Origin of the sequence: Lactiplantibacillus sp. B652 (genome assembly GCF_023806745.1) — a bacterium.
In the GTDB taxonomy this organism is placed as follows: Bacteria; Bacillota; Bacilli; order Lactobacillales; family Lactobacillaceae; genus Lactiplantibacillus; species Lactiplantibacillus pentosus.
Map to the genome: position 1 here is coordinate 1 of NZ_JAMSKY010000012.1, position 21,630 is coordinate 21,630.

A 21,630-nucleotide genomic window follows, 5' to 3' on the forward strand; every position below is an offset into this window, starting at 1 on the left:
GCCAGGATCAAACTCTCAAATTAATGATGAGTTCTAAAAAGCTCATTTAATGTTGTACTAAAATTTATTTGCTAGCGAATTGACTTCGCAAATGTTTTGCTCTTGATTCAAAATCAAGAGACCCTACACATTTGATTCGTCGAAACTTTGTTCAGTTTTCAAAGATCTAATTCCGTGCGTTAATCGCTTAACACAACTTAATTATCATAACATCTTAACCAATATCTTGTCAACAACTTTTTTTAAGAAGTAACTTGATTAATTTGTCGTGGTTGCCGTTGCGACAACAGAAACTATCTTACCAATTACCGAAGAAGTTGTCAACAACTAATTTCAATAATTATTTGGTGGTGATTAGCGCCTGCCGTAGCAGCAACGTTTACTAATATACCAACTGGAACTAAAAGTGTCAACACTTTTTCTGATTTTTTTGTAAGCCCGCGTAAGTCGTAGTCAAACCAACCGTTTTTATCTATACTATAACTATCAAAAGGAGCGAGGATAATATGCTAGCTTGGATACCTTTCATCATCATCTCATTGCTATTCATTGTACTACTATATGCCTGCGCTAAATCCGCAGGCTCTAACTTACAACGCGTTAAACAACTCAGTTTAATCGGTTTTCTCTGGGTACTGACCGCGTTCTGCTATACGCCCACTAGTTACAACTTTGGAACACAGCTAGTTCTCCATTATATTCAATGGGGACCGGTCAAGTTGAATATCATCCCATTTCAACAACTCAGTATCGAGTTTTGGCTCAACGTGTTACTCACGGTGCCATTGGGCGGCCTAATCGCTTGGAACTTTATGGACTTGCCTTGGCGTCGATTTATCTGGCTCGGCTTTTTGACCGGATTAACGCTGGAACTCGGACAGTTCGTTCTCGACTGGCTCGTCAATATTGATCGGTGGGTCGACATTGACGACCTCATCACCAACTGGGTCGGTTTCATCCTTGGTGCGATTGGTTATAAAATCGCTAAGCGGCTACCTGGACTTCAATGGCTACAAAGATGACCTATCAATGACGTATATATAGAAGCAACGATTCATCAGACGAAATATGAGGCCTAATCATCCGACCTCGTTCGTGACACGAATTCAACTCATTAACGTGCAAGCATCACATGAGCAGTCTAAAAACCCGGCGCAAGAAAAAAATCCTTGCGCCGGGTTTTTAGACTCAGTTATTAATATCAGTACGCTACATGGCCCCTACCGTTTATTACTATCGTAGGTACCATGCTTAGTTCCCTAGTCAGCTTCGAAGAATAAATCGAAGACGTGTTGCCGATCTTGGTTCCACACTTGGTTATCGCTTGTTGGGTAAACGCGATTCGTCAAGACGACCAGGCCAACTTGCCGGTCTAAATCAAACGCAATCGCTGGTCCGGTAAAACCAGTATGGAAATATTGATGCTGACCGTTATGCCGTTCCCAGCCAAGCGTCCGACCATGTTCATCATATTCGCCTAACCAGTCGAAGACATTTTCATCCAGTACCCGTTTGCCTTGATACTCACCAAAATTCAGCATCATTTCAACGAAGACCGATAAGTCCGTTAACGTCGAGAAGAGTCCAGCATGGCCGCTTTCACCATTGAGCAAGAAGGCCTTGTAATCGTGCACCTGCCCCTGAATCTGTCCCCGTAGTGAATCAAACTCAGTTGGGACGAACCGCACTTTAGGCCGATTCAAATTATAACCAGTGTTAGTCATTGCCAGTGGATACAACACGTGGTCTTGAATACTACGTGCTAATGAGCCATCGACCGCCCGAATGATCCAGCCTAGTAAAATGAATCCTAAGTCTGAATAAACGTAAGTCGTTCCCGGAGTGGCAATCAGTGGCGCATCATAGACCGCCTTAATGAGATCTTCACGTTGCATCTTGTCAAGGTGGTCAATGTCAGCCGGCAAGCCACTATTATGAAGCAACAGGTTTTGAATCGTAATCTCTGGGTGAGTGAACCCTGGGAGGAACCGGGCAACCGAATCCGTCAGATGAATCGTATGGTCTGACAACAGTTGAAAAATCCGCGTCGTCGTTCCCACGACCTTAGTCACCGACGCGAGATCGTAAATCATCGCTGGATCCAAGCCGATTGCAAACTCATCTCGGCCTTGAGTGCCGTGATAGTACTGATTGATTCCTTGAGGAGTGATCAGGCTAAATGAAGCACCATAGATATCGCCCGCTTCAATACACTTGTCGATATATTCTTCGATTTTTTTGAGCATCCGCATTACGCCCACCTTTCTTCACGCACATTGATTCATTTTGTTTGTCTCCTTTATGATAACGGACTTCCCCATAAAATCAACGGCAAACGCTTTGTTTACATACAGCCTGCTGTCTCACTTTTTATTAACTAACTAGTTAAAGGCTTGTTACATAATGGACAATATTCCACTTCTATATCAAAATACGGGCGGATATTCCAAAAAATTTAAATATAATTAAGTGAATTACCTTTGTGCACAATTCTTTAAAAACGCTGTTATATCAGCACTTTTACCGGGATCAAAACCAACGTGTTACAAAAAAATGACCGAAAAGTGAAATAAATCACCTGAAAGCGGTTACAAATCTGTCAAAAAATGTTATGATTCAAATATAGAATTTTATCAATCATTTGATTGGATTCAAATTATGGAGGCGAGAAAATGATTACATCAGAAAAGACAACAAAGCCAGCAGCTTGGAAAGGTTTCAAAGGCGGCCACTGGCAGGAAGAAATCAACATTCGTGATTTTATTCAAAATAACTTCACCCAATACAATGGTGACGAAAGCTTCCTAGCCGGCCCAACTACCGCTACCAAGACTTTGAATGACAAAGTTTTGGCATTAAAGAAAGAAGAACGGGCAGCTGGTGGTGTTCTTGACGCTGATACTAAAGTAGTTTCAACGATCACGTCACACGGCCCTGGTTATATTCAGAAAGATCTCGAAAAGATTGTTGGTCTCCAAACCGACAAACCTTTGAAGCGGGCCTTCATGCCATTTGGTGGTATTCGGATGGCTGACGATGCTTTGAAAGCATACGGTTACACGCCTGACAAGGAAAACGACAAGATCTTCAATGAATATCGTAAGACACATAACCAAGGGGTCTTCGATGTTTACACTCCTGACATGCGGAAAGCACGTCACTACAAGATTATCACTGGTTTACCAGATGCATATGCACGTGGCCGGATCATTCCTGACTTACCACGGGTTGCTGTCTATGGGATCGACCGTTTGATGGAAGACAAGGCCAATGACTTTGCTCACATCGGCGACGGTGAATTAACTGATGACGTTATCCGCCTCCGTGAAGAAGTTCAAGACCAATATCGGGCACTCGATGACATGAAGAAGATGGCTGCTAGCTACGGCTACGACATTAGCAAACCTGCCACCACTGCTCAAGAAGCCGTACAATGGATGTACTTCGCTTACTTAGCCGCAATCAAGACCCAAAACGGTGCCGCAATGTCCGTTGGTCGGATCGATACGACGATGGATATCTACATCCAACGTGACCTTGAAAATGGTGTCATTGACGAAAGCCAAGCCCAAGAAATCATCGACCAATTTGTCATGAAATTACGGTTAGTTCGGTTCATTCGTACCGAAGATTACAACTCACTCTTCTCTGGTGACCCAATCTGGGCAACCTTATCAATGTGTGGGTTAGGTCTCGATGGTCAACACCACGTTACTAAGACCGCTTTCCGGATCTTAAAGACTTTGGACAACATGGGTGCTGCCCCAGAACCAAACATCACCATTCTCTGGTCAGAACGGTTACCTGAAGACTTCAAACGTTACGCTACTGAAGTATCTATCGACAGTTCAACCATTCAATACGAAAACGATGACTTAATGCGGGTACAATGGGGTACCGACTACTACGGCATTGCTTGCTGTGTTTCTGCACAACCAATTGCTGATGGGATTCAGTACTTCGGTGCTCGGGCTAACTTAGCCAAAGCAATCCTCTACGCCATCAATGGTGGCCGTGACGAAATTGCTGGCGACCAAGTTGGGCCTGCTTACGAACCAATCTCCTCAGAATACATCGACTACGATGAATTCATGAAGAAGTTCGACAAGCAAATGGACTGGTTAGCTGACACTTACGTTAACTCACTGAACGCTATTCACTACATGCATGACAAGTATTACTATGAAGCCGCAGAATTAGCATTGAAGAACACCGACCTTGATCGGACCTTCGCTACTGGGATTTCTGGTTTATCACATGCCGCTGACTCCATCTCAGCAATCAAGTATGGTCATGTTAAGGTTATCCGTGACGAACGTGGCATTGCCGTTGACTTCAAGGCCGACAATGATTACCCACGCTACGGGAACAATGATGACCGCGTAGATGACATTGCTAAGTGGTTAGTCAAGGAATTATACAGCAAGATGAACACCCATCATCTCTATCGTGGGGCCAAACTTTCAACTTCTGTCTTGACCATCACTTCAAACGTTGTTTATGGTAAGAACACGGGTACCACACCAAACGGCCGTCAAAAAGGCGAACCATTCTCACCAGGTGCTAACCCAGCATACGGCGCTGAAAAGAGCGGTGCTTTAGCTTCACTCCTCTCAACGGCCAAATTACCATACCGTTACGCAACTGACGGGATTTCTAACACGTTCGGCGTTACCCCTAACACGTTAGGCCACGACCTCGAATCACGGAAAGACACGTTAGTAAACATGTTAGACGGTTATATGAAGAACGATGGGATGCATTTGAACATCAACGTCTTCAATAAAGACACTTTAATTGATGCTCAGAAACACCCAGAAGAATACCCAACATTGACGGTTCGGGTTTCTGGTTACTGTGTCTACTTCGCAGATTTGACCAAGGAACAACAAGATGACGTTATTTCACGGACATTCTTCGAATCAATGTAACATTTAATCTTTAATAGTTAAGAAGGCGAAAGGCTCATGGACAACAAACAAGTTTCAACAACGCAAACGGCGGCAAAGGAGCCTTTGATAGGCTACGTTCACTCCATCGAAACGTTTGGCTCCGTTGACGGACCTGGCATCCGTTACGTGGCGTTCCTACAAGGGTGCCATATGCGGTGTCAGTACTGTCACAACCCTGATACTTGGAAATTCAACGTTGGCGATCAAATGACGGCTGACGAAATTCTGGAAGACGCGGCCAAATACCGGGCTTTCTGGGGCAAGACTGGGGGAATCACGGTCAGCGGTGGTGAATCACTGGTACAAATCGACTTCATTTTAGACTTATTCGAAAAAGCCAAGGCGATGAATATCAGCACTTGTCTGGATACTTCCGGACAGCCTTTCACCCGAGAACAACCTTTCTTTGACAAGTTCGAACGCTTGATGAAAGTCACTGACATCTCATTGGTCGACATCAAACACATCGATTCTGCCAAACACAAGCAATTAACTCAGTACGGTAACGAGAACATTCTGGACATGATCCAGTACATGGCCCAACACCACGACGATATGTGGATTCGCCACGTGCTCGTCCCACAACGGACCGATTACGATGAAGATTTGAAGAAGCTCGGCGACTATATCGCAAAGATTCCAAACGACGTCGTTCAAAAAGTTGAAGTCCTCCCTTACCACACACTGGGAGTCAAAAAGTATCACGAAATGAAGATCAAGTACCGGCTAGAAGGTATCGAATCACCTACTCAAGACCGGGTCGCTAACGCTGAAAAGCTGTTACACACCGCGGACTACAATGGGTACAAGACTTGGATGCCACTACCTAAACTCTAGACCATCATTTCCACACCACGAAGAACGCCAGTGGCAATGCCGATTGATTCGGCACTGTCGCTGGCGTTTTTCGTGGCCTTCGTGGCGGATTATGCAGTGCGCTACCTGACTTTGATGGTTCAGTGCGCTGGATTACGGGGATTGTAGCGCCCCGCCACAGTGAAACCAAGCGCTCGTCAAGTGACATTGTCGAAAGTCCCTGTATCTAAAGGGCCTAGCTGCCGGCAATCAAGCTAGCTGTAACCAACCAGTACGCGGTGCCGCATTCAGCGCCTCCCCCCACAACTAACGACTTATCCCACCGGTTAAAATCACCTAAAACCAGTCTAACATGCGTTGTCAGCCTCACTGACTAGGACAAAGTAAACTTACCTAGCATCTGGATACTTGTGGGCCACGGGCGTTTTAGCGCGTTTCTCAATAGTTGAGCATTCATTGCCGTTTAGAAAAAGCCGGGCATTCACGTGAGGACCTCATCGACGAAAACGATGGACGACTCGGCACGTGAAACCCGGCTTTATTTTGATTTGTTCCCTACTTCTAAAATTAGCAACCATCACTGATTGTTTCTCAACATCCGTGGCTTAAGAATGAATTCCTAACTCCATACGGGCTGCTCGCGACATCATGCTTTCATTCCAGGCTGGTTCCCAGACGATTTCAATCTCAATACTTTTGACCTCGGGTAACTTGATCAATTCATCATGAATATCCTTGGCCAACCACTCCGTCAGTGGGCACCCGGCAATCGTTAGCGTCATGGTAATCTCAGCAACGCCCTCATCCGTCAGCTGGGCATCATAAATCAAACCGAGGTTCACCAAATCAATTCCTAATTCAGGATCAATGACGTGTCCTAGCGCGTCAAAAGCCCGTTCTTTAAACGTTGTTGCCATTATTACTCGCTCCCCTTCGTCTGCTCGTGCAGTCGACTAATCACCTATCCGTGACTAGCCAATTCATTGTCTTAGAAAACGTTTCCATCCTCATCTTTATTGTACCTTACAGCCATTAAGAATCAATGAATAATCGCGATTTAACGCGGTTATTTTAGTTGTTGTCCAAACAGCCGGTAGCGGAACAGAATTCTTGATTCAGCGGATTGCTAGGCACCCCTCTGCCCCACCACTATCGTCAAATTACGGGTGATTTAGCCTCGTCAAATAAGCACCTTTATTTATCCCGACGACCAAGTTTGCGTTTGGCTAATTTACCCGTCTGAATTAGGCAATTATCGTCGATTGTTATAGTCGTCAAAGCCGCGCCATTACTGGGTTTATCCGACCATCAAAAATTATTTTAGAATTGGCGGTGGTTTTCGTTGCAAGCGCTTACAGTTCGTGTTAGTATACTAAGTGAGGAAAGGTATTAAGCCTCGATTAGCAAAGCTTCTCAAAAGAGTTTTGGCTGTCGTTGTAAAAGCTAGACAGCTAGTATCACAGTTTGGGTCGTTATCGAAACCGTTTTAAGCGTCGTCAAGCGTTATCGGTCTAACGAGTGTCGTGAGATTTGCGTTGGATGGCTGAACGTTGACCCTTAGATAAACGATAACCGTTAAAGAATTAATTGGCATTAGATCGACGATCAGATTTTAACTAGTTTTAGTTGGAAACAGGTGTCTCCGATGACCAGTTGTTAGTTCCACTTTACCAGTTCCATTTGTAGACTCAGGTATCACAAACCTTAAACGGAGGTGCATGTCTGTTACGAAGACATTCCAAAGTTTTAAGCGCGAGTTTGACTTTCGTTAAAACCCGTTGATCGAGTCGCAATCAAGTAACAAACTTACTTTAGATCGACTACAGCAGATAGTTACAGTAAATACGGGTTAGTCCGTTAGAAGTTGGACACGCGTAAAATTGAATAGCATGAAGGTGTATCGTATTAACACTGAACAAATGATTATGTTAATCGAGATTATTCCTCATAAGTAGAACTCAAGTAGAGAAGCCTTGGGTTCTATTTTTTTGGCTCAAAACGCGCGATTCAGGGTTAGAACTGAGATCAGCATCTGGGCGTTAAATGTCAATCCTCCACCTAGCGTTCTGGCGTCGCTGACCGGAAGCCCCAGTCTGGTCTGAATACGTTTCGGCAATATTCCATCGAACTGAACTGCCAATGATTCCTCATGTTGAGGCCAATTTTAAGCCCAAAAGACAAAACAAATGAGATAAGAAATCAAAATTCGGTCTCGTATCTCATCCGTTCATGTAGCGCTAATCATGTCACGGGCCTCTTCCTTCACCAAATGAAAAACAATCAATCTCCTTTTACCTAGCAATGACATCTTCTTCAGTTTTACTTTTTAGTATTCGAATAACCGCTACTAACGAAATCAACGCGAGCGTTATTCCACTCCCTAAGAAAATCCAGGTACCAGAAATAAGATCGAATAGGACACCATAAATGACAGTCCCGATTGGAATTAATAGTGAGGTAATTGTGGCTTGAATAGAAAACACTCGTCCTTGATAGTCTGCTGGAACTTCAGTCTGAAAATAGGCAATTAATGGTGTATTAATAAATATCACCAGGCAACCCAGCACGAGGTTTGCAAAACAATAAAAAATAGTTGTCGCAGATGATCCGATATTATAAAAGATAGGGACACCCAAAGAACTAAGAATAACGGCAAACATAATCATAAAGGAAAAGGCATTCGGCACTGAAAACTGTCTTTTAAACAGCTGGAAAATAATCCCACCAAGAACCATGCCAATGGCGACTGATGATTCCGTCAAACCATACTGCTGTGTAGAAAGTTTCAAAACGTGAATTTGTAAGTAAGGCAGCCCGACGTTCATCGCTGCCATAAAGAAATTGAGACCTGCAATAAACAGTGATACAACGAGAATCATTGAATTCTTTCTCATGAATTGTAAGCCGCTGATGAATGATTCACCAATATGCCCAGAAACACCCCTACTCTGTTGCGTCCCAAATTTGACTAAAAGAATCAAGTACAACGTCACAATTTCTGAAATAACTTCAAAAAAAGCAAAATAGCCAAACGGAATAATTGAAAATAGTACCGCACCAACCAATGGACTCACTACAGTTGCTAAAGAATTAGAGGATTGCACCATTGAATTCAATTGTTGAAAATTTTCTTTTGGAACCAACTGTGTGACGCTTGACTGTAAAGTGTTTTGCAAAAAGCTATCTGCAATCTTCAAAAAGACTAACAGGACAATTAATTCAACGAAGTAATACTTAGCAAATTTGATTAATAGAAAGCCGAAGATAATCAATGCTACTATTGTGCCCAATTGCGAGAAAACAAGAATTTTCTTGTGATTGAATGAATCGACGACATAACCAATATATGGTGTCATTAATAAAGTAACAATCGGACTAATAATCAATGTAAACCCCATTCCTAATGCTGATCCGGTCCGCTGTAGGATGTATAAGCTCGTTGCAAAAGAAAAAACTGAACTTCCAAAGTTCCCAAAAAATATTGCTCCTATGATCTGAAATACTTGCTTTCTTACATTCATTATTCACACCACTTTTCCGCTGTCTTAATAAAAATCATCGCTTTAGGTCGTTTCATTTTTCCAACTTCTCTCGGCCTTCAACAATCAATTGCATGATAAAAGAATAACAAAAAAATGAGTTAAAAATGAGAAAAATGTCATATAATAAAATTACCTGTAAAAAAAGGGGGTATCAGTATGAAAAATTTGGGTTCTGTAATACGAGAAGTACGTCAATCAAAAGCATTAACACTAAAACAAGTAGCCGGTTCAGAATTATCTGTTGCCTTCTTATCAAAAGTCGAAAGAGGTAACTCTGACATCTCCTTGAATAATTTTCTGATTGTTTTGAAAGCCCTAAATATTTCTTGGGATGAATTTTTTTATGTTGCACGCGGTTATCAGGTCGGTAACGGGTTAAAATTCATGGAAAAGATTAAAAAATATATGCTTGAAGATAATGTCTATGGACTTCAACGGTTACAATCTATAGAAGCGACAATGTGTAATGATGATAGTAACTATCATCATTTCAACGTTATTATTATTGATTTAATAATTTCACAAATACAACACACGCAATTCAAAAAGGAATCCGTTACCGAACTCCAAACTTATTTACTAAACGTGGAGAATTGGGGTATATATGAACTAACACTGTTTAACAACGTTATGTTTTGTTTTCCCACTCCAGTCTTGAGCCTCCTACTAGACAACGCAATGAAAAAAGCAATTGCTTACAGGCATCTACCTCAATATGAAGAATTGTTAATGATCATTATCTGCAATAACTTGGAGATTACACTGCAACAAAAGGATATCGTTCAAGCTGAAAAAATCGTAGCGCAATCTACAGAAATCTATCGAAATAAACGCATATCATTAAGTAACATGAAGTTTAAATTCCTACAAGGAATATTGATGATGTACACAGGCGATGTTGATTCAGGAAAAAAGTTAGTCGTTGGCGTGATTGAAGCCTGTTATGTGTTAGGAGACGATGAGCAGGCCTATTCCTTCGAAAAATATCTTAATGAATCCACAAATTTCGAAATATGACAATTTCAACACACTCAATGATAAACACGCATCCCTTGTGTCGTAGGTTAATTGGGCGCACAATTGATTTTTCATAATTCTATTAATATTGGAGGAACTCATTATGCAAATTTCTGAAAGGACATGGCGAAGTCTCTAAAAAAGCTGGTGTCCCAGGGAGTGGCCCCAAGATACCAGCTTTTTAACGATGACTCATATTTTCATTGCTATATTTAACGGCCACGAAGCTAGTTGACCATGACCAAGCTGACAGACCGCCTAAATCAGTTCACAACCACCCTACTTATCCGTCACTTGATACTTAAAGACGAAGCGGTACAGGACAAAGTTGACTAAGCCTAATACCAGCACTAATCCAAACGCCAACTGACTCCCCATCGCCGTTTCACGCGCAGCGGATAACTGTCCAGATTTGACCGAAGACATGAGTGCCGCCAAAATCGTCGTACCGAGAGATCCGGCGAACTGCTGGCCAGTATTATAAATGGCATTGGCATCCGCGCGCTCGGTCATCGTGACTTCTTTGAGTCCGTTAGTCATCGTATTACTGAACGCCATCGAACGACCGATACTGAAGACGATGTACAGCATTAAAATAACGATGATACTCAGGTGCTGCCCTAAAACTGTAAATCCCAGTGCCGCCAAGACAAAGAGACCGTTTCCCATCAAAATCGGTAGCCGTGCGCCATGGGCATCTAGCAAGTGGCCGAACCACGGCTGGCAGATTGCCGTAATCAAGCTTCCTGGTAGGAGCATCAGACCCCCAATCAGTGAACCGGCGCCAACCACGATTTGCGCGTAGTTTGGTAGCGCAAAGTTGATCCCAATATTACAAAATTGCAGGATAACGTAGGCAAAGAAGCTGAAGGCAAAAACGGGATTTTTGAAAATAGCTAAGTTAAGCAGTGGCGTCGCCGAATGTTTAGATAGCCGTAAATAACCTAAAATGGCTACAATTGCGAGGCCCAGGCCACCGAGAAACTGCCAGCTGGGCCATCCAGCAGTACTCATGCTGTTGACACTCAGCGTACAGCTAATGAAGGCTACTGCTAATAACCCGAACTGGGACCAATCAAAGTGAATCCGTTTGACCTCACTGACCTGCCGAATCGCACCATAACCTAAGAGCAGAATGATGGCCTCCACTGGCAGCGTTGACCAGAAAATCCAGCGCCAACTTCCGAGGGCGACCATCACCCCACCAAACGTCGGGCCGCTCGCGGGTGCAATCATCAAAATCAAACCGGCCAGTCCCATGTAAAAGCCCAGTCGTGCACGCGGCACTGTCTCCAAAATGACATTAAACATCAGCGGAATCGCCAAACCGGCACAGCCCGCTTGAACGACCCGGCCAAATAAGAGCACCCAGAAATTCGGTGCCAGCGCACAAATCAAGTCACCAAGAATAAATAATGACGCGCCGACCGCGAATAGCTGCCGGTTTTTGAAACGTTGATGTAAGAATGCCGACGTCAGCATTAACAAGGCCACGGTCAGTAAATAGCCGGTGGTAATCCACTGAACTAAATCGAGTGAGACGTGCATCGTCTTCATTAGGGTCGGAAACGTCACGTTCATCGAAGTTTCCACTAGAATCCCCACGAAGGCCATCAAAGCCACGGCAAAAATCGCCACTAATTCTTGACGGGTCACTTTAGTTGAATCAGACAAAACAAGTCGCTTCCTTCTTCATTAATTTGGCACGATTGGTCGAGCATCGATCGACAACCAGGACCATGACCACCCGGTTCCAGCAGCAATCGACGCAAAATCGTGCACAGTGTTAGGCCATTCATCACGACCTAAAATCTGCGATGAATGACCTGCTATTAACTATTCTATCTATAGACTATCATACGCAAAATGGCGGCCGCCGTCATGTCATTAGTTTAATGAAATCTGCGTGAACCAGCGTTTCCCTGGTGATTGGTCAGCACGATAAACTAGGCCGTTTCGCATCCGCAACCGTTTACATATTTTCGCTGAAACCGTATACTGAACATAACTTAGCAATCATCCTGAGGAGGGATTTTATTTTGAAAACAATCGATTTAGGTTACAGTCACCTACCCGTATCGAATGTCGCACTGGGCATCATGCGGATGGATGCATTGGATGTGGCACAAGCAACCAAGGTGCTCGACACCGCTGCTGATTTAGGTATCAATTATATTGATTCCGCGGACATCTATGGTGGGGGCCAATCATCCGCCATTTTTAGCCAAGCACTCAAGCAGGCACACGTCTCACGTGACCAACTTTATATTCAATCCAAGGGCGGCATCGTTCCTGGCAAACGCTACGATTTCTCAAAAGCACATCTGATCGAAGCGGTCGATGGTGAACTTCAGCGCTTGGGGGTCGACTACCTGGACACCTTTCTACTCCACCGCCCCGACGCCTTGATGGAACCAGCGGAAGTCGCAGCTGCCTTTGATGAACTTCAAACGAGTGGCAAAGTCCGGCACTTTGGGGTCTCCAATTTCAATCCGATGCAAGTAGACCTTCTGCAAGCGGCGTTAAATCAACGACTGATCATTAATCAGTTACAATTCGGCATCATGCATACCGGTGCAATCGACTTTGGCCTGCACACCAACATGCAAGACGAACGTAGCCTCAACCATGACGGCGAAATCATTGAATATTCTCGGCTGCATAAGATGACGATTCAAGCGTGGTCACCTTATCAGTACGGCAACTTCGCCGGTGTTTTCCTAGATAATCCAAAATTCCCAGAACTCAACAATGCGATGCAACAACTCGCAGACGACAAGCACGTCACTAAATCAGCAATCGCGACGGCTTGGATTCTCCGACACCCGGCTCATTTCCAAGTGATCTTAGGAACGATGAATCCTGAACACCTGACGCAAAATGCCGCTGGCGCGGATGTCGACCTGACTCGCCAGGAATGGTACGACATCTACTTTGCAGCTGGTAACGATTTGCCTTAATGCTGACTTGATTGGTATTGTCCAATCACCAAGATAGTCGCTAGCCGGGGCCCTTAATTGGGAGTCGAGTTCAAGATCAACGCCTCATTTTAATAGACTACTTAATAGACTGCTCAGTTGCCAGTTCAGCTTGAGCAGTCTATTTTGACATTCACTATCGGCCACACCCATTCATCAATCTTAGGAGATGATTTTTTGCCAATCCATTGCACGATTTGTGAACGTATCAAATTAATTCAGCAGCATCAAAACCCCTACTTTGTCCGCGAGCTGACCACTGGCTACGTTGTATTAGCAGATAGTCAGTATTTCGAAGGGTACACGCTATTCTTAGCCAAATCACACGTCACCGAGTTACATCACTTAGCGGCTCACGACCAGTTACTATTCCTCGAAGAGATGAGTCTCGTTCAAGAAGCCTGCGCACAGGCCTTCCATGCCGACAAAATGAACATTGAGCTACTCGGCAACGGGGACGCGCATGTGCATTGGCACCTGTTTCCACGCCACACCGGCGATACTGCGCAGCCGGGCCCCATCTGGTGGCCCCCGCTTGAGACCATCTATGGTGACGATGTCCAACAAGACCAACTCCGGCTCACCCGCTTAAAACGCACGCTCAACACCGCCCTCGACTCGGTACTACAACGTCGACAAGTCGAACATCACACTGTGCAGCATTTGACACTACCAGCAACTGACACTGATTAACCGCAGTTCAGACAACCTTAGCTATTTGCGCGCATTCAAAAAGCCGAGCCCCATATCTGGAACCCAGCTTTTCGCATACTATATCGGAACCTGTTTATTTATCTGGACGGCTGTCATAGGCGCGTTTGGATTTATAACCGGCACGAAAGACGGTCTTCATGACGTCAATATGGCGCTGCTTGGTCGCTTCGGCCTTGGTGCCAAAAATAAACCGGGCCCACTCACGCTGATAGCCGGGGGTTAATGCGGAGAAGAACGCCGCCATATCGGCATCTTCTGCCAACAAGGCTGCGACTGCTGGAATGTCTTTTTCGAATGAACTAAGGGGTGCGGTACTCATGTGAAGTCCTCCATTGGGTTGATTGCTTTAAATTTCATGTAAGAAGGGGAAAATTACTTACAATTTAAGCTTTTATATTTCGATTTTTTATACAATTGCGCTATCATTATAGTATAAGTATTAACATTCGACCAATATAATTAACGATAATCAACCATACTGCTATCACCAAGGGGAGCCCTGCTATGCCAAAATTTGATATTACCCTCATCAGTCCTGAACGCGCCAAGGCCATGCTGACCGAGTATAAGGAGCAACGTAAGAATTCCGTTCCGCACCTCGAGCATCCTGGCCGCTACATCTTACCAGATTACAAATTAACGCGGCGGCGTGCTGCTTTTAAAATCGTTAAGCACACCTTCTTGACGCCCCATTACAAGTCATATGTCGCCATGGATTCCGACAACGGCCACACCCTCTGGTTTCACAACTTCGGCTCATTAACTGAAGCCCTATTCTGGCTGGAGACTGGTCTCAAAATGAGTGATACTGACTCACATTCCAACTACAAGGAATGGATGGTCAAGCACACGGCCGAAATTGAGACGTTCAAGGACTTGTTACGTGAACGTAAGCATAAGCCCGGCGCTAAGGCTAAGAAAAAAGCAAAGTAATTGAAAAGTCGCTCGATTCTAAAGTGGAATCGAGCGACTTTTTTGCTGGCCCATAACGAATTGATGAATCGTCATACCTCATACGGCCTAAAAGTGGCTGTCTAAGAAGGCCTGAACCTTACGTGCGATCACCTGGTGCCCAGCATTATTCGGATGCAGCGTATCGACGGAATAAATCGCAGCCTGGGCCGGAATGGCAAACGTGATGCCGGCATCATGATACAAGCTGAGATGCGGCACACTATAATCCGCAGTCACTTGTTCAATTGCGGCTTCATAATCAGCCTGCCGATAACCAAGGCCATTGGTCGTTGCACTAAAGCTACCACCAAAGTCGGAACCAATGTGAATCGCCGAAATAAACAGTTTGGGAACGGTCGGCCAAGTCGTCTGCAGCCCCGTCAATAATATTGCCAGCGCGCCATAAAAGGTCGTGATGGTCGTATCCCCATACTGTCCTAATGGTTGATTGCGACCGTAATCGTTGACGCCACCGAAGACCGCAATAAAATCAGCATCCGCCGGAATTGACTGATAGCGTGCAGCCATAGCATCGTAACGGCTTCCAATCGTCGACCCCGAGATGCCTAAATTGTCACTCCGTTCAGCGTGCCAATTAGCGGCTAAAATATCATGATAATGAACACTTGCCAAACCATTATTGGCCGTAATAGAATCACCAAGCCACGCTGGTCGTTGAAATGTCACGTGCTTGGTCAACTGCGTCTCATCGAGCATCGAATTCCTCCTCTTGCGTACTAACTATCGATTAATCGTTGTACACATTGTGTTAGTTGATTTGTCATGAATCATGCTTAAATCATACCAATTGTTTGGTTTACTGGTCGTCAGCCAGTGAGCGTCTTAGTCCGACTTCCGGGGCCGGCTGACAACGCTGGAACAGGGCGGACATCGATTTGAACTCACGCAGAAACCCACTGCGCAATTTCAAATACGAGTCTTCTTCTAGCCCGGGGAACCCCACCCGGACAAGAAGAATTTCGCCCTTGAGCATTGTCAGCCAGCCCCTACAGTCGGGGACCCGCTCGAATGGCTGATGAACGGCCACCTATCTAGGTGCAATTAGCCATTAAATATTAGGAGACAGGTCCTTTGGGCAAACTTTTAAATCGGTATTGATAATGTTTTAGGGCATTTTAGTACTGAGAAGATTACTGGATATGATTCACTAATTTCAACAGTCAATAGTCTTGAACTTAGTCGATAAAAATACCTTCGTTTATAATCCAAGACTTGGTTATCTTAGACTACCAGAGAAGATTCTGACAGTCGAATGTCAAAATTACCGTATGCTAAGAACCAACGACTAATCCAAAAAAAGTTGGGTCCGCACATGTCTGCCTTTCGAATACCATCCAGGCTGGAAGGTATTTCTGACAATGCTCAGCGATGAAATTCCACTTGGCAAGCGGTTTTGGCTTGGTTAGTGGAAGACCAGTATTTAAGACGTGGGTTTCGGCTTAAATCTGTGTCCATCGCGTTCCAGCGTTGTCAGAAATGCCTGGAAGCCGACATAGGACGCGGCTACAACAGAAAGCTTACGGTAACTCGCACTGTTTCCAGCGGGTCTCAGCTGGCAGCTCTTGAACTTTGAAAATAGCATGATTTAATCATCTTTAATAACCAGCACAGCGCGTTTCATTGTCTTTATTTAACCGCGCATCCCAGCATAACTGCAACTAAAGTGCCCGGTTTGTGGATTTAATTAGGCTGATAGTGATTCGTCAGTCGGTGCTGGTCAACGTCAACATTATGAACCGGCCGACACCATTTTGCGTGCGGTTAAGCCAACACGCCTTCCCGTGATGCTAAAACAGCGGCCTGAAATTGCAGCCTTTGAACACCTCACGCTAACCCTTAACAACCAAAAAGCAGCCACTTCAGAACTGGATCCGCAAATCCTAATTCTGAAGTGACTGCTTGATTTATTCAATGAACCTGTCACCAACTAGTGGCTGACAGACCTACATCTGATTTTTATTAACGCTAATTACCTTTAATCTGCTTCCGTCTCACGTTTCCGTGCTGCTCGCCGTTCACGCGCATAATCGGTATTCGTGGTAATCTCAACATCCCGCGCCAACCGTTTCCGCCGTGCCAATTCGGCTGCCTTGGCGTTGGCCTTGGCTGCTTCCTTGACGGGATCGGTCGTCAAGTCGTGGTGAATCGAGTAGAGCAAGACTAAGGCGACAATCGTCAATGGGAAGCCTGACATCGCGCAGATCGATTGAATCGATTCAAAGCCCCCGACCGTCACTAATCCTAACGAGAAGACTAGGAAGATAACGACCCAGCTCATCCGGTTGAACCGACTTGGTTGTTCGCCCACGGCCAACTTTTTGCTGGTGAATGATGAGGTAATGAAGGCAAATGAAGAGACCGTCGTTGCCAAGAAAATAAAGCAAGATAGGCAGTACAGTGCTAACATGATCATCTTTAATGGCAAGGTCGATAAGACGGCTGCAATCACCGCGGCTTGGCCTTGCGTGTTTAAGATATGAACTAAGTTAACGATACCCATCCGTTGTAAGTACAAGGCGTACCCACCGAGGATGGCGTAAAAGCTGACACAGCCTAACGAGCCCCATAGCAACATGCCACCGAGCACCTGCCGAATCGTCCGACCACGTGAGATACGGGCGATGAACAAGCCCATGACTGGCATAAATGATAACCACCAGCCCCAGTAGAAGATCGTCTGGCGCTGCATTGCCGTTGCGTGACCATTAGGGGCAGTGTTCGTACTCAAACTAATAAATTTATTGATAAATAGACCAATACTGTTGGTTTCTGAATTCAAAATATACAAGGTCGGCCCAACGATCAAAACGACGATCAAAAAGCCAATCGCTAGCCATACATGGGCGGCACTTAACCGGCCGATTCCTTTCTTTAGACCATTAAAAACAGCCAAAGCAAAGATGACGAATAGTAAAGCGAACAAGCCTAACTTAAGGGTCATCGTATCGGCGATGCCCGTGACGGCACTTAAAACTTTAGAAATAACGGGAATTTCCATCCCGACCGAGGTCCCGACACCACCCATGATGCCAATAATGACAAGAAAGTCAATCGTGTTACGGGCAATCTGCTTACCCTTACCAGGGCCTTGCAAGACTGAAATGGCGGCACTGAGCCGTTGTACCTTGACGTGCTTAACATACATCGCATAGGCAATTGCAATCGTGGCCGGCGCAAACATCATCCACGCCATTGGTCCCCAGTTAAATTGTCCTAGCATGTGCGCATAATTATATGCAGAAGTTGAAAACGGCTTAACACCGAATGATGGGCTCTGTAGGTACCGCAATGGGTCGACCATACTCAACATTAAAATGCTGGCATCGATCCCAGTTGCGTAGACCATACTGCCCCAGTGATACGTTGAAAATTCTGGTTTATCATCAGGGTCACCAAGCTTGGTCTTCCCTAACTTACTAAACGCTAAGTAAATGAAAAAGATAAAAGTGATCACATATACCGACATGTAGAGCCAACTCATATTGTTCGTCAACCAATTAAGGATGCCGCTCAAACTCGTTTCAAGTGAATGACCCCCAATCAATAAAATAACCGAAGCCACCGCGAAGAGCCCAATTGTTGGTAAATAGACCCACCAATCAATATTCTTACTTTTTAAAATAATAAACCTGCTACTGAGCATATACTCTCTATATTTAGATCAAATTCGTGGTTCTTCCTACCGTTACAGGTAGTCCCCACGCGTAAATTTCCGACTAGCAATCGGTACACCCCTCCGAGTCAATTCTCGAAGCACTCAGTACCCTGACTTGATCAGGTTTGACCGGCTTTGTCATCCGCATTCTGTTTATGCTATCTCAAAATCAGTAGCAGAATTTCCTTCTTTCCGTTGGTTGAATCCGGACAACGCCATACTGACAAATGATTTTTAATTGCTTAATCGACGTTGGTGTTCATCTTGTTTAGCTAGTGTCTCAATACCATCGTGCTTAACGCACACGACCGTCGTCACACCACGTAACGATTAATGGTTACACTGCTCTTGCTAATAGATAACCCCCTTGAATCACCAGATAAGCCCATCACACAATTGCTCGATTAATTGCTGATGCACCAAAAAAGCGCTTAGTACCGGGTAACGAGTTACCACCTGCACAGCGCACGTCGGCTTATACAAATGCTGATTTCAGTATTTTCTGATATCTGATGTTCATGTATAAGTATACTAGTATTAAATCAGAAGTAAAATCAGCCGTTTGGCGGCCGTCAAGCCCGGCATGTTAAGGCTCACGGCTATTTTGCCGCGATAATTTTCTGAAACTAGTCAAAAGTTTTCGTAACAATTAGTTTCTAGTTTAGAATCGTTCTTATCTGTTTCAATTAATCCGGTTTCATGTTATTCTTGTAACAAGTAAATAATAGTTGAATATCAAAAGGAGGGGAACTGCATGCGACACTACTATAAACTGATTCTGACGGTTAGTATCGGCGTTGTTGCAGTTATTTTAGAATTTGGGTTGCACGCGCAACTGGCGGCTCAAATCATTATTACGTTAACGGGGGCGTTAATGGCACTCTCGATGCTGGTCGAGATGATCAAAACACTGCGTTCAGGGAAATACGGTGTTGACTTACTGGCCATCACGGCAATCGTCGCTACCTTAGCCGTGGGGGAATACTGGGCAAGTCTGGTCGTGCTCATCATGCTCACCGGGGGCGACTCCCTCGAAGACTACGCCGCCAAACGGGCCAATACTGAATTAAAAGCTTTGCTCGATAATTCACCACGGGTTGCTCACCGGTCCGTCGCTGGAAAATTGACCGACATTGACGTCGATGATGTTCAAATTGGGGACCAGCTAGTGGTTAAGCCAGGTGAACTAGTCCCGGTTGACGGTCACCTCATTCAAGGAACCGCCCTCTTTGACGAATCGTCACTGACCGGTGAATCTAAGCCAGTTGACAAGCAGGTCGGCGACGATATCATGTCAGGGGCGGTCAATGGTGACAGCGCCGTTACCATGGCCGTTGACAAACTCGCCAGCGATAGTCAGTATCAACAATTGGTCAAGTTAGTCAAAGAATCTGAATCCCGACCAGCGAAGTTCGTGCGCCTGGCCGACCGGTACGCGGTGCCCTTTACACTCGTCGCCTACGTTATTGCTGGTATCGCCTGGGCCTTCAGTGGCGATCCACACCGGTTTGCAGAGGTGCTAGTCGTGGCCTCGCCTTGTCCCTTGATCCTGGCCGCTCCAGTCGCGCTGGTCTCAGGCATGAGTCGAACGAGCCGTAATGGGATCGTCGTCAAGACTGGCGATATGCTTGAAAAATTATCCACGGCCAAAGCGGCCGCGTTTGATAAAACTGGGACGATTACCAGTGGTCAGCTGACGGTCAACCAAATCGTGCCACAGCCTGGTTTTACCGCCGAACAGATTTGTCACCTGGCCGCCAGCGCTGAACAGACCTCCAGCCATATTCTGGCACGGTCACTGGTGAAATACGTCAGCGGCACAGAGTTAAGTCCGACTAGTCACCTTGAAGAAGTCACGGGTAACGGGGTGACCGCAACGATTGACGACCACCAAGTCAAGGTCGGCAAACTCAAATTCGTCGCGCCGACCACGACCGAACAACCCTTAGCTACGACCGCCATCTACGTCGCTATCGACGGCCAGTACGCCGGTTATATCACGTTCATCGATAACGTCCGGCCAGAAGCGGCCACAACGCTCAAAGCCCTCCACGCTGAAGGGGTTCGCAACGTCATGATGCTGACTGGCGACCAACAAGCGATCGCGGAACGCATTGCCACGGACGTTGGTATCGATACCGTGGCCGCTGACCTCCTTCCCGCAGACAAAATCGCCCATTTAAAAGCCGTCCCAGCGGCTGAACGTCCCGTCATTATGGTCGGCGACGGGGTCAACGATGCCCCCTCACTAGCAGTTGCCGATGTCGGTATCGCCATGGGTGCACACGGTTCAACCGCCGCTAGTGAATCCGCGGATGTCGTGATTTTGAAGGACGACCTGAGTCGCGTCGTTACCGCGATTCAGATTGCCAAGGATACGATGCAGGTTGCCAAACAAGCCGTGTGGATCGGTATCGCCATCTGTACGATTCTGATGTTGATTGCCAGCACCGGTATTATCCCCGCCCTATTTGGTGCCATGCTACAAGAAGTTGTCGACACCGTCTCAATTCTCTGGGCGCTACGGGCATTACGCGACCGTCCACAGTCAACGACAAAGGATGTGAATTAACCCATGCCAGAATGGCTCTTACGCTGGTCACAATCAGCGCTGACCTTCGTTATCGTCTTAACCGTCGTCTCGGCCGGCCTCCTTGGCGTTCCACTCAAGGAAGCGATTCTAGTCGACTTCGCCTACATGCTCATCACCTTCTTAATCGCTTGGCGTCGAAAAGACCGTCAGCAGCATTTTTAACCTACGAATGGCGAGTCGCGATGCGGCTTAAGCACTGAAATTTTACCATCTATATCAAGCCAGTTATTCTGAATTAAACAGGATAACTGGCTTTTTTGATCCCGCTTTGACGCCCTATCGTGTTCGTCAATTTGTTACGAATTGTGATTGAAACTTACCCAGTTGTTGGCTTACTGTTGGTCAGCTGGTCAGGTCCTAATCCGACTTCCGGGGCTGGCTGCTTTTA

General features: G+C 45.5%; 16 protein-coding genes. 9 read left to right on the top strand and 7 right to left on the bottom strand.

Annotated features, from left to right (window positions below):
* The first annotated feature begins 506 nt into the window (after nucleotides 1-506).
* Nucleotides 507-1,022, top strand: coding sequence for a VanZ family protein (locus MZO40_RS13315; protein WP_050338333.1), 516 nt, complete (start codon nucleotides 507-509; stop codon nucleotides 1,020-1,022).
* A gap of 237 nt (nucleotides 1,023-1,259) precedes the next feature.
* Here the strand turns inward: MZO40_RS13315 and MZO40_RS13320 are convergent, their stop codons facing one another.
* Nucleotides 1,260-2,252, bottom strand: a complete 993-nt coding sequence (locus MZO40_RS13320) for a serine hydrolase (RefSeq protein ID WP_088770548.1) — start codon at nucleotides 2,250-2,252, stop codon at nucleotides 1,260-1,262.
* Between the two features lie 420 nt (nucleotides 2,253-2,672).
* Between MZO40_RS13320 and pflB the strand changes: the two genes are divergently transcribed.
* On the top strand, nucleotides 2,673-4,931 hold the full coding sequence (gene pflB, locus MZO40_RS13325) for a formate C-acetyltransferase (RefSeq protein ID WP_252133332.1): 2,259 nt from the start codon (nucleotides 2,673-2,675) through the stop codon (nucleotides 4,929-4,931).
* A 36-nt stretch (nucleotides 4,932-4,967) separates the two neighbouring features.
* On the top strand, nucleotides 4,968-5,789 hold the full coding sequence (pflA, locus tag MZO40_RS13330) for a pyruvate formate-lyase-activating protein (RefSeq protein WP_105961188.1): 822 nt from the start codon (nucleotides 4,968-4,970) through the stop codon (nucleotides 5,787-5,789).
* A 584-nt stretch (nucleotides 5,790-6,373) separates the two neighbouring features.
* Here pflA and MZO40_RS13335 read toward each other — a convergent pair.
* Both MZO40_RS13335 and MZO40_RS13340 read right to left on the bottom strand, forming a co-directional pair.
* The gene (locus MZO40_RS13335; RefSeq protein ID WP_003639920.1) at nucleotides 6,374-6,685 is read right to left on the bottom strand and encodes a metal-sulfur cluster assembly factor; all 312 of its coding nucleotides are present in this window, start codon (nucleotides 6,683-6,685) and stop codon (nucleotides 6,374-6,376) included.
* Between the two features lie 1,374 nt (nucleotides 6,686-8,059).
* Nucleotides 8,060-9,289 (bottom strand): MFS transporter, encoded by a 1,230-nt coding sequence (locus MZO40_RS13340; RefSeq protein WP_105961187.1) that lies wholly within the window; start codon nucleotides 9,287-9,289, stop codon nucleotides 8,060-8,062.
* A gap of 177 nt (nucleotides 9,290-9,466) precedes the next feature.
* Between MZO40_RS13340 and MZO40_RS13345 the strand changes: the two genes are divergently transcribed.
* Nucleotides 9,467-10,327, top strand: coding sequence for a helix-turn-helix domain-containing protein (locus MZO40_RS13345; protein WP_105961186.1), 861 nt, complete (start codon nucleotides 9,467-9,469; stop codon nucleotides 10,325-10,327).
* A 279-nt stretch (nucleotides 10,328-10,606) separates the two neighbouring features.
* Here MZO40_RS13345 and MZO40_RS13350 read toward each other — a convergent pair whose 3' ends face one another.
* Nucleotides 10,607-11,941 carry an MFS transporter gene (locus tag MZO40_RS13350; RefSeq protein ID WP_252133345.1) on the bottom strand — a complete coding sequence of 445 codons (1,335 nt, stop codon included), beginning with the start codon at nucleotides 11,939-11,941 and terminating at the stop codon, nucleotides 10,607-10,609.
* Between the two features lie 425 nt (nucleotides 11,942-12,366).
* Here MZO40_RS13350 and MZO40_RS13355 point away from each other — a divergent pair, with 425 nt between their 5' ends.
* Together MZO40_RS13355 and MZO40_RS13360 are read left to right on the top strand one after the other, a co-directional pair.
* Nucleotides 12,367-13,287: an aldo/keto reductase family oxidoreductase gene (locus MZO40_RS13355; protein ID WP_105961184.1), complete on the top strand. Its 921-nt coding sequence runs from the start codon at nucleotides 12,367-12,369 to the stop codon at nucleotides 13,285-13,287.
* Nucleotides 13,288-13,482: 195 nt separating this feature from the next.
* The gene (locus MZO40_RS13360; RefSeq protein WP_252133333.1) at nucleotides 13,483-13,998 is read left to right on the top strand and encodes an HIT family protein; all 516 of its coding nucleotides are present in this window, start codon (nucleotides 13,483-13,485) and stop codon (nucleotides 13,996-13,998) included.
* Between the two features lie 94 nt (nucleotides 13,999-14,092).
* Here the strand turns inward: MZO40_RS13360 and MZO40_RS13365 are convergent, their stop codons facing one another.
* On the bottom strand, nucleotides 14,093-14,338 hold the full coding sequence (locus MZO40_RS13365) for a YdeI/OmpD-associated family protein (protein ID WP_050338325.1): 246 nt from the start codon (nucleotides 14,336-14,338) through the stop codon (nucleotides 14,093-14,095).
* A 185-nt stretch (nucleotides 14,339-14,523) separates the two neighbouring features.
* Here MZO40_RS13365 and MZO40_RS13370 point away from each other — a divergent pair, with 185 nt between their 5' ends.
* Entirely contained in the window at nucleotides 14,524-14,952 is a 429-nt protein-coding gene (locus tag MZO40_RS13370; protein WP_003639925.1) for a hypothetical protein, read from the top strand.
* Nucleotides 14,953-15,039: 87 nt separating this feature from the next.
* On the opposite strand, the gene MZO40_RS13375 is transcribed toward MZO40_RS13370, so the two are convergent.
* Complete coding sequence (locus MZO40_RS13375) at nucleotides 15,040-15,690, bottom strand: SGNH/GDSL hydrolase family protein (protein ID WP_105961181.1); 651 nt, start codon at nucleotides 15,688-15,690, stop codon at nucleotides 15,040-15,042.
* Nucleotides 15,691-16,969: 1,279 nt separating this feature from the next.
* Nucleotides 16,970-18,637 carry a BCCT family transporter gene (locus MZO40_RS13380; RefSeq protein ID WP_003639927.1) on the bottom strand — a complete coding sequence of 556 codons (1,668 nt, stop codon included), beginning with the start codon at nucleotides 18,635-18,637 and terminating at the stop codon, nucleotides 16,970-16,972.
* A gap of 766 nt (nucleotides 18,638-19,403) precedes the next feature.
* Here MZO40_RS13380 and MZO40_RS13385 point away from each other — a divergent pair.
* Together MZO40_RS13385 and MZO40_RS13390 are read left to right on the top strand one after the other, a co-directional pair.
* Nucleotides 19,404-21,221: a heavy metal translocating P-type ATPase gene (locus MZO40_RS13385; RefSeq protein WP_105919990.1), complete on the top strand. Its 1,818-nt coding sequence runs from the start codon at nucleotides 19,404-19,406 to the stop codon at nucleotides 21,219-21,221.
* 3 nt (nucleotides 21,222-21,224) lie between these two features.
* Nucleotides 21,225-21,404: a hypothetical protein gene (locus MZO40_RS13390; RefSeq protein ID WP_021336970.1), complete on the top strand. Its 180-nt coding sequence runs from the start codon at nucleotides 21,225-21,227 to the stop codon at nucleotides 21,402-21,404.
* The last annotated feature ends 226 nt before the right edge of the window (nucleotides 21,405-21,630 follow it).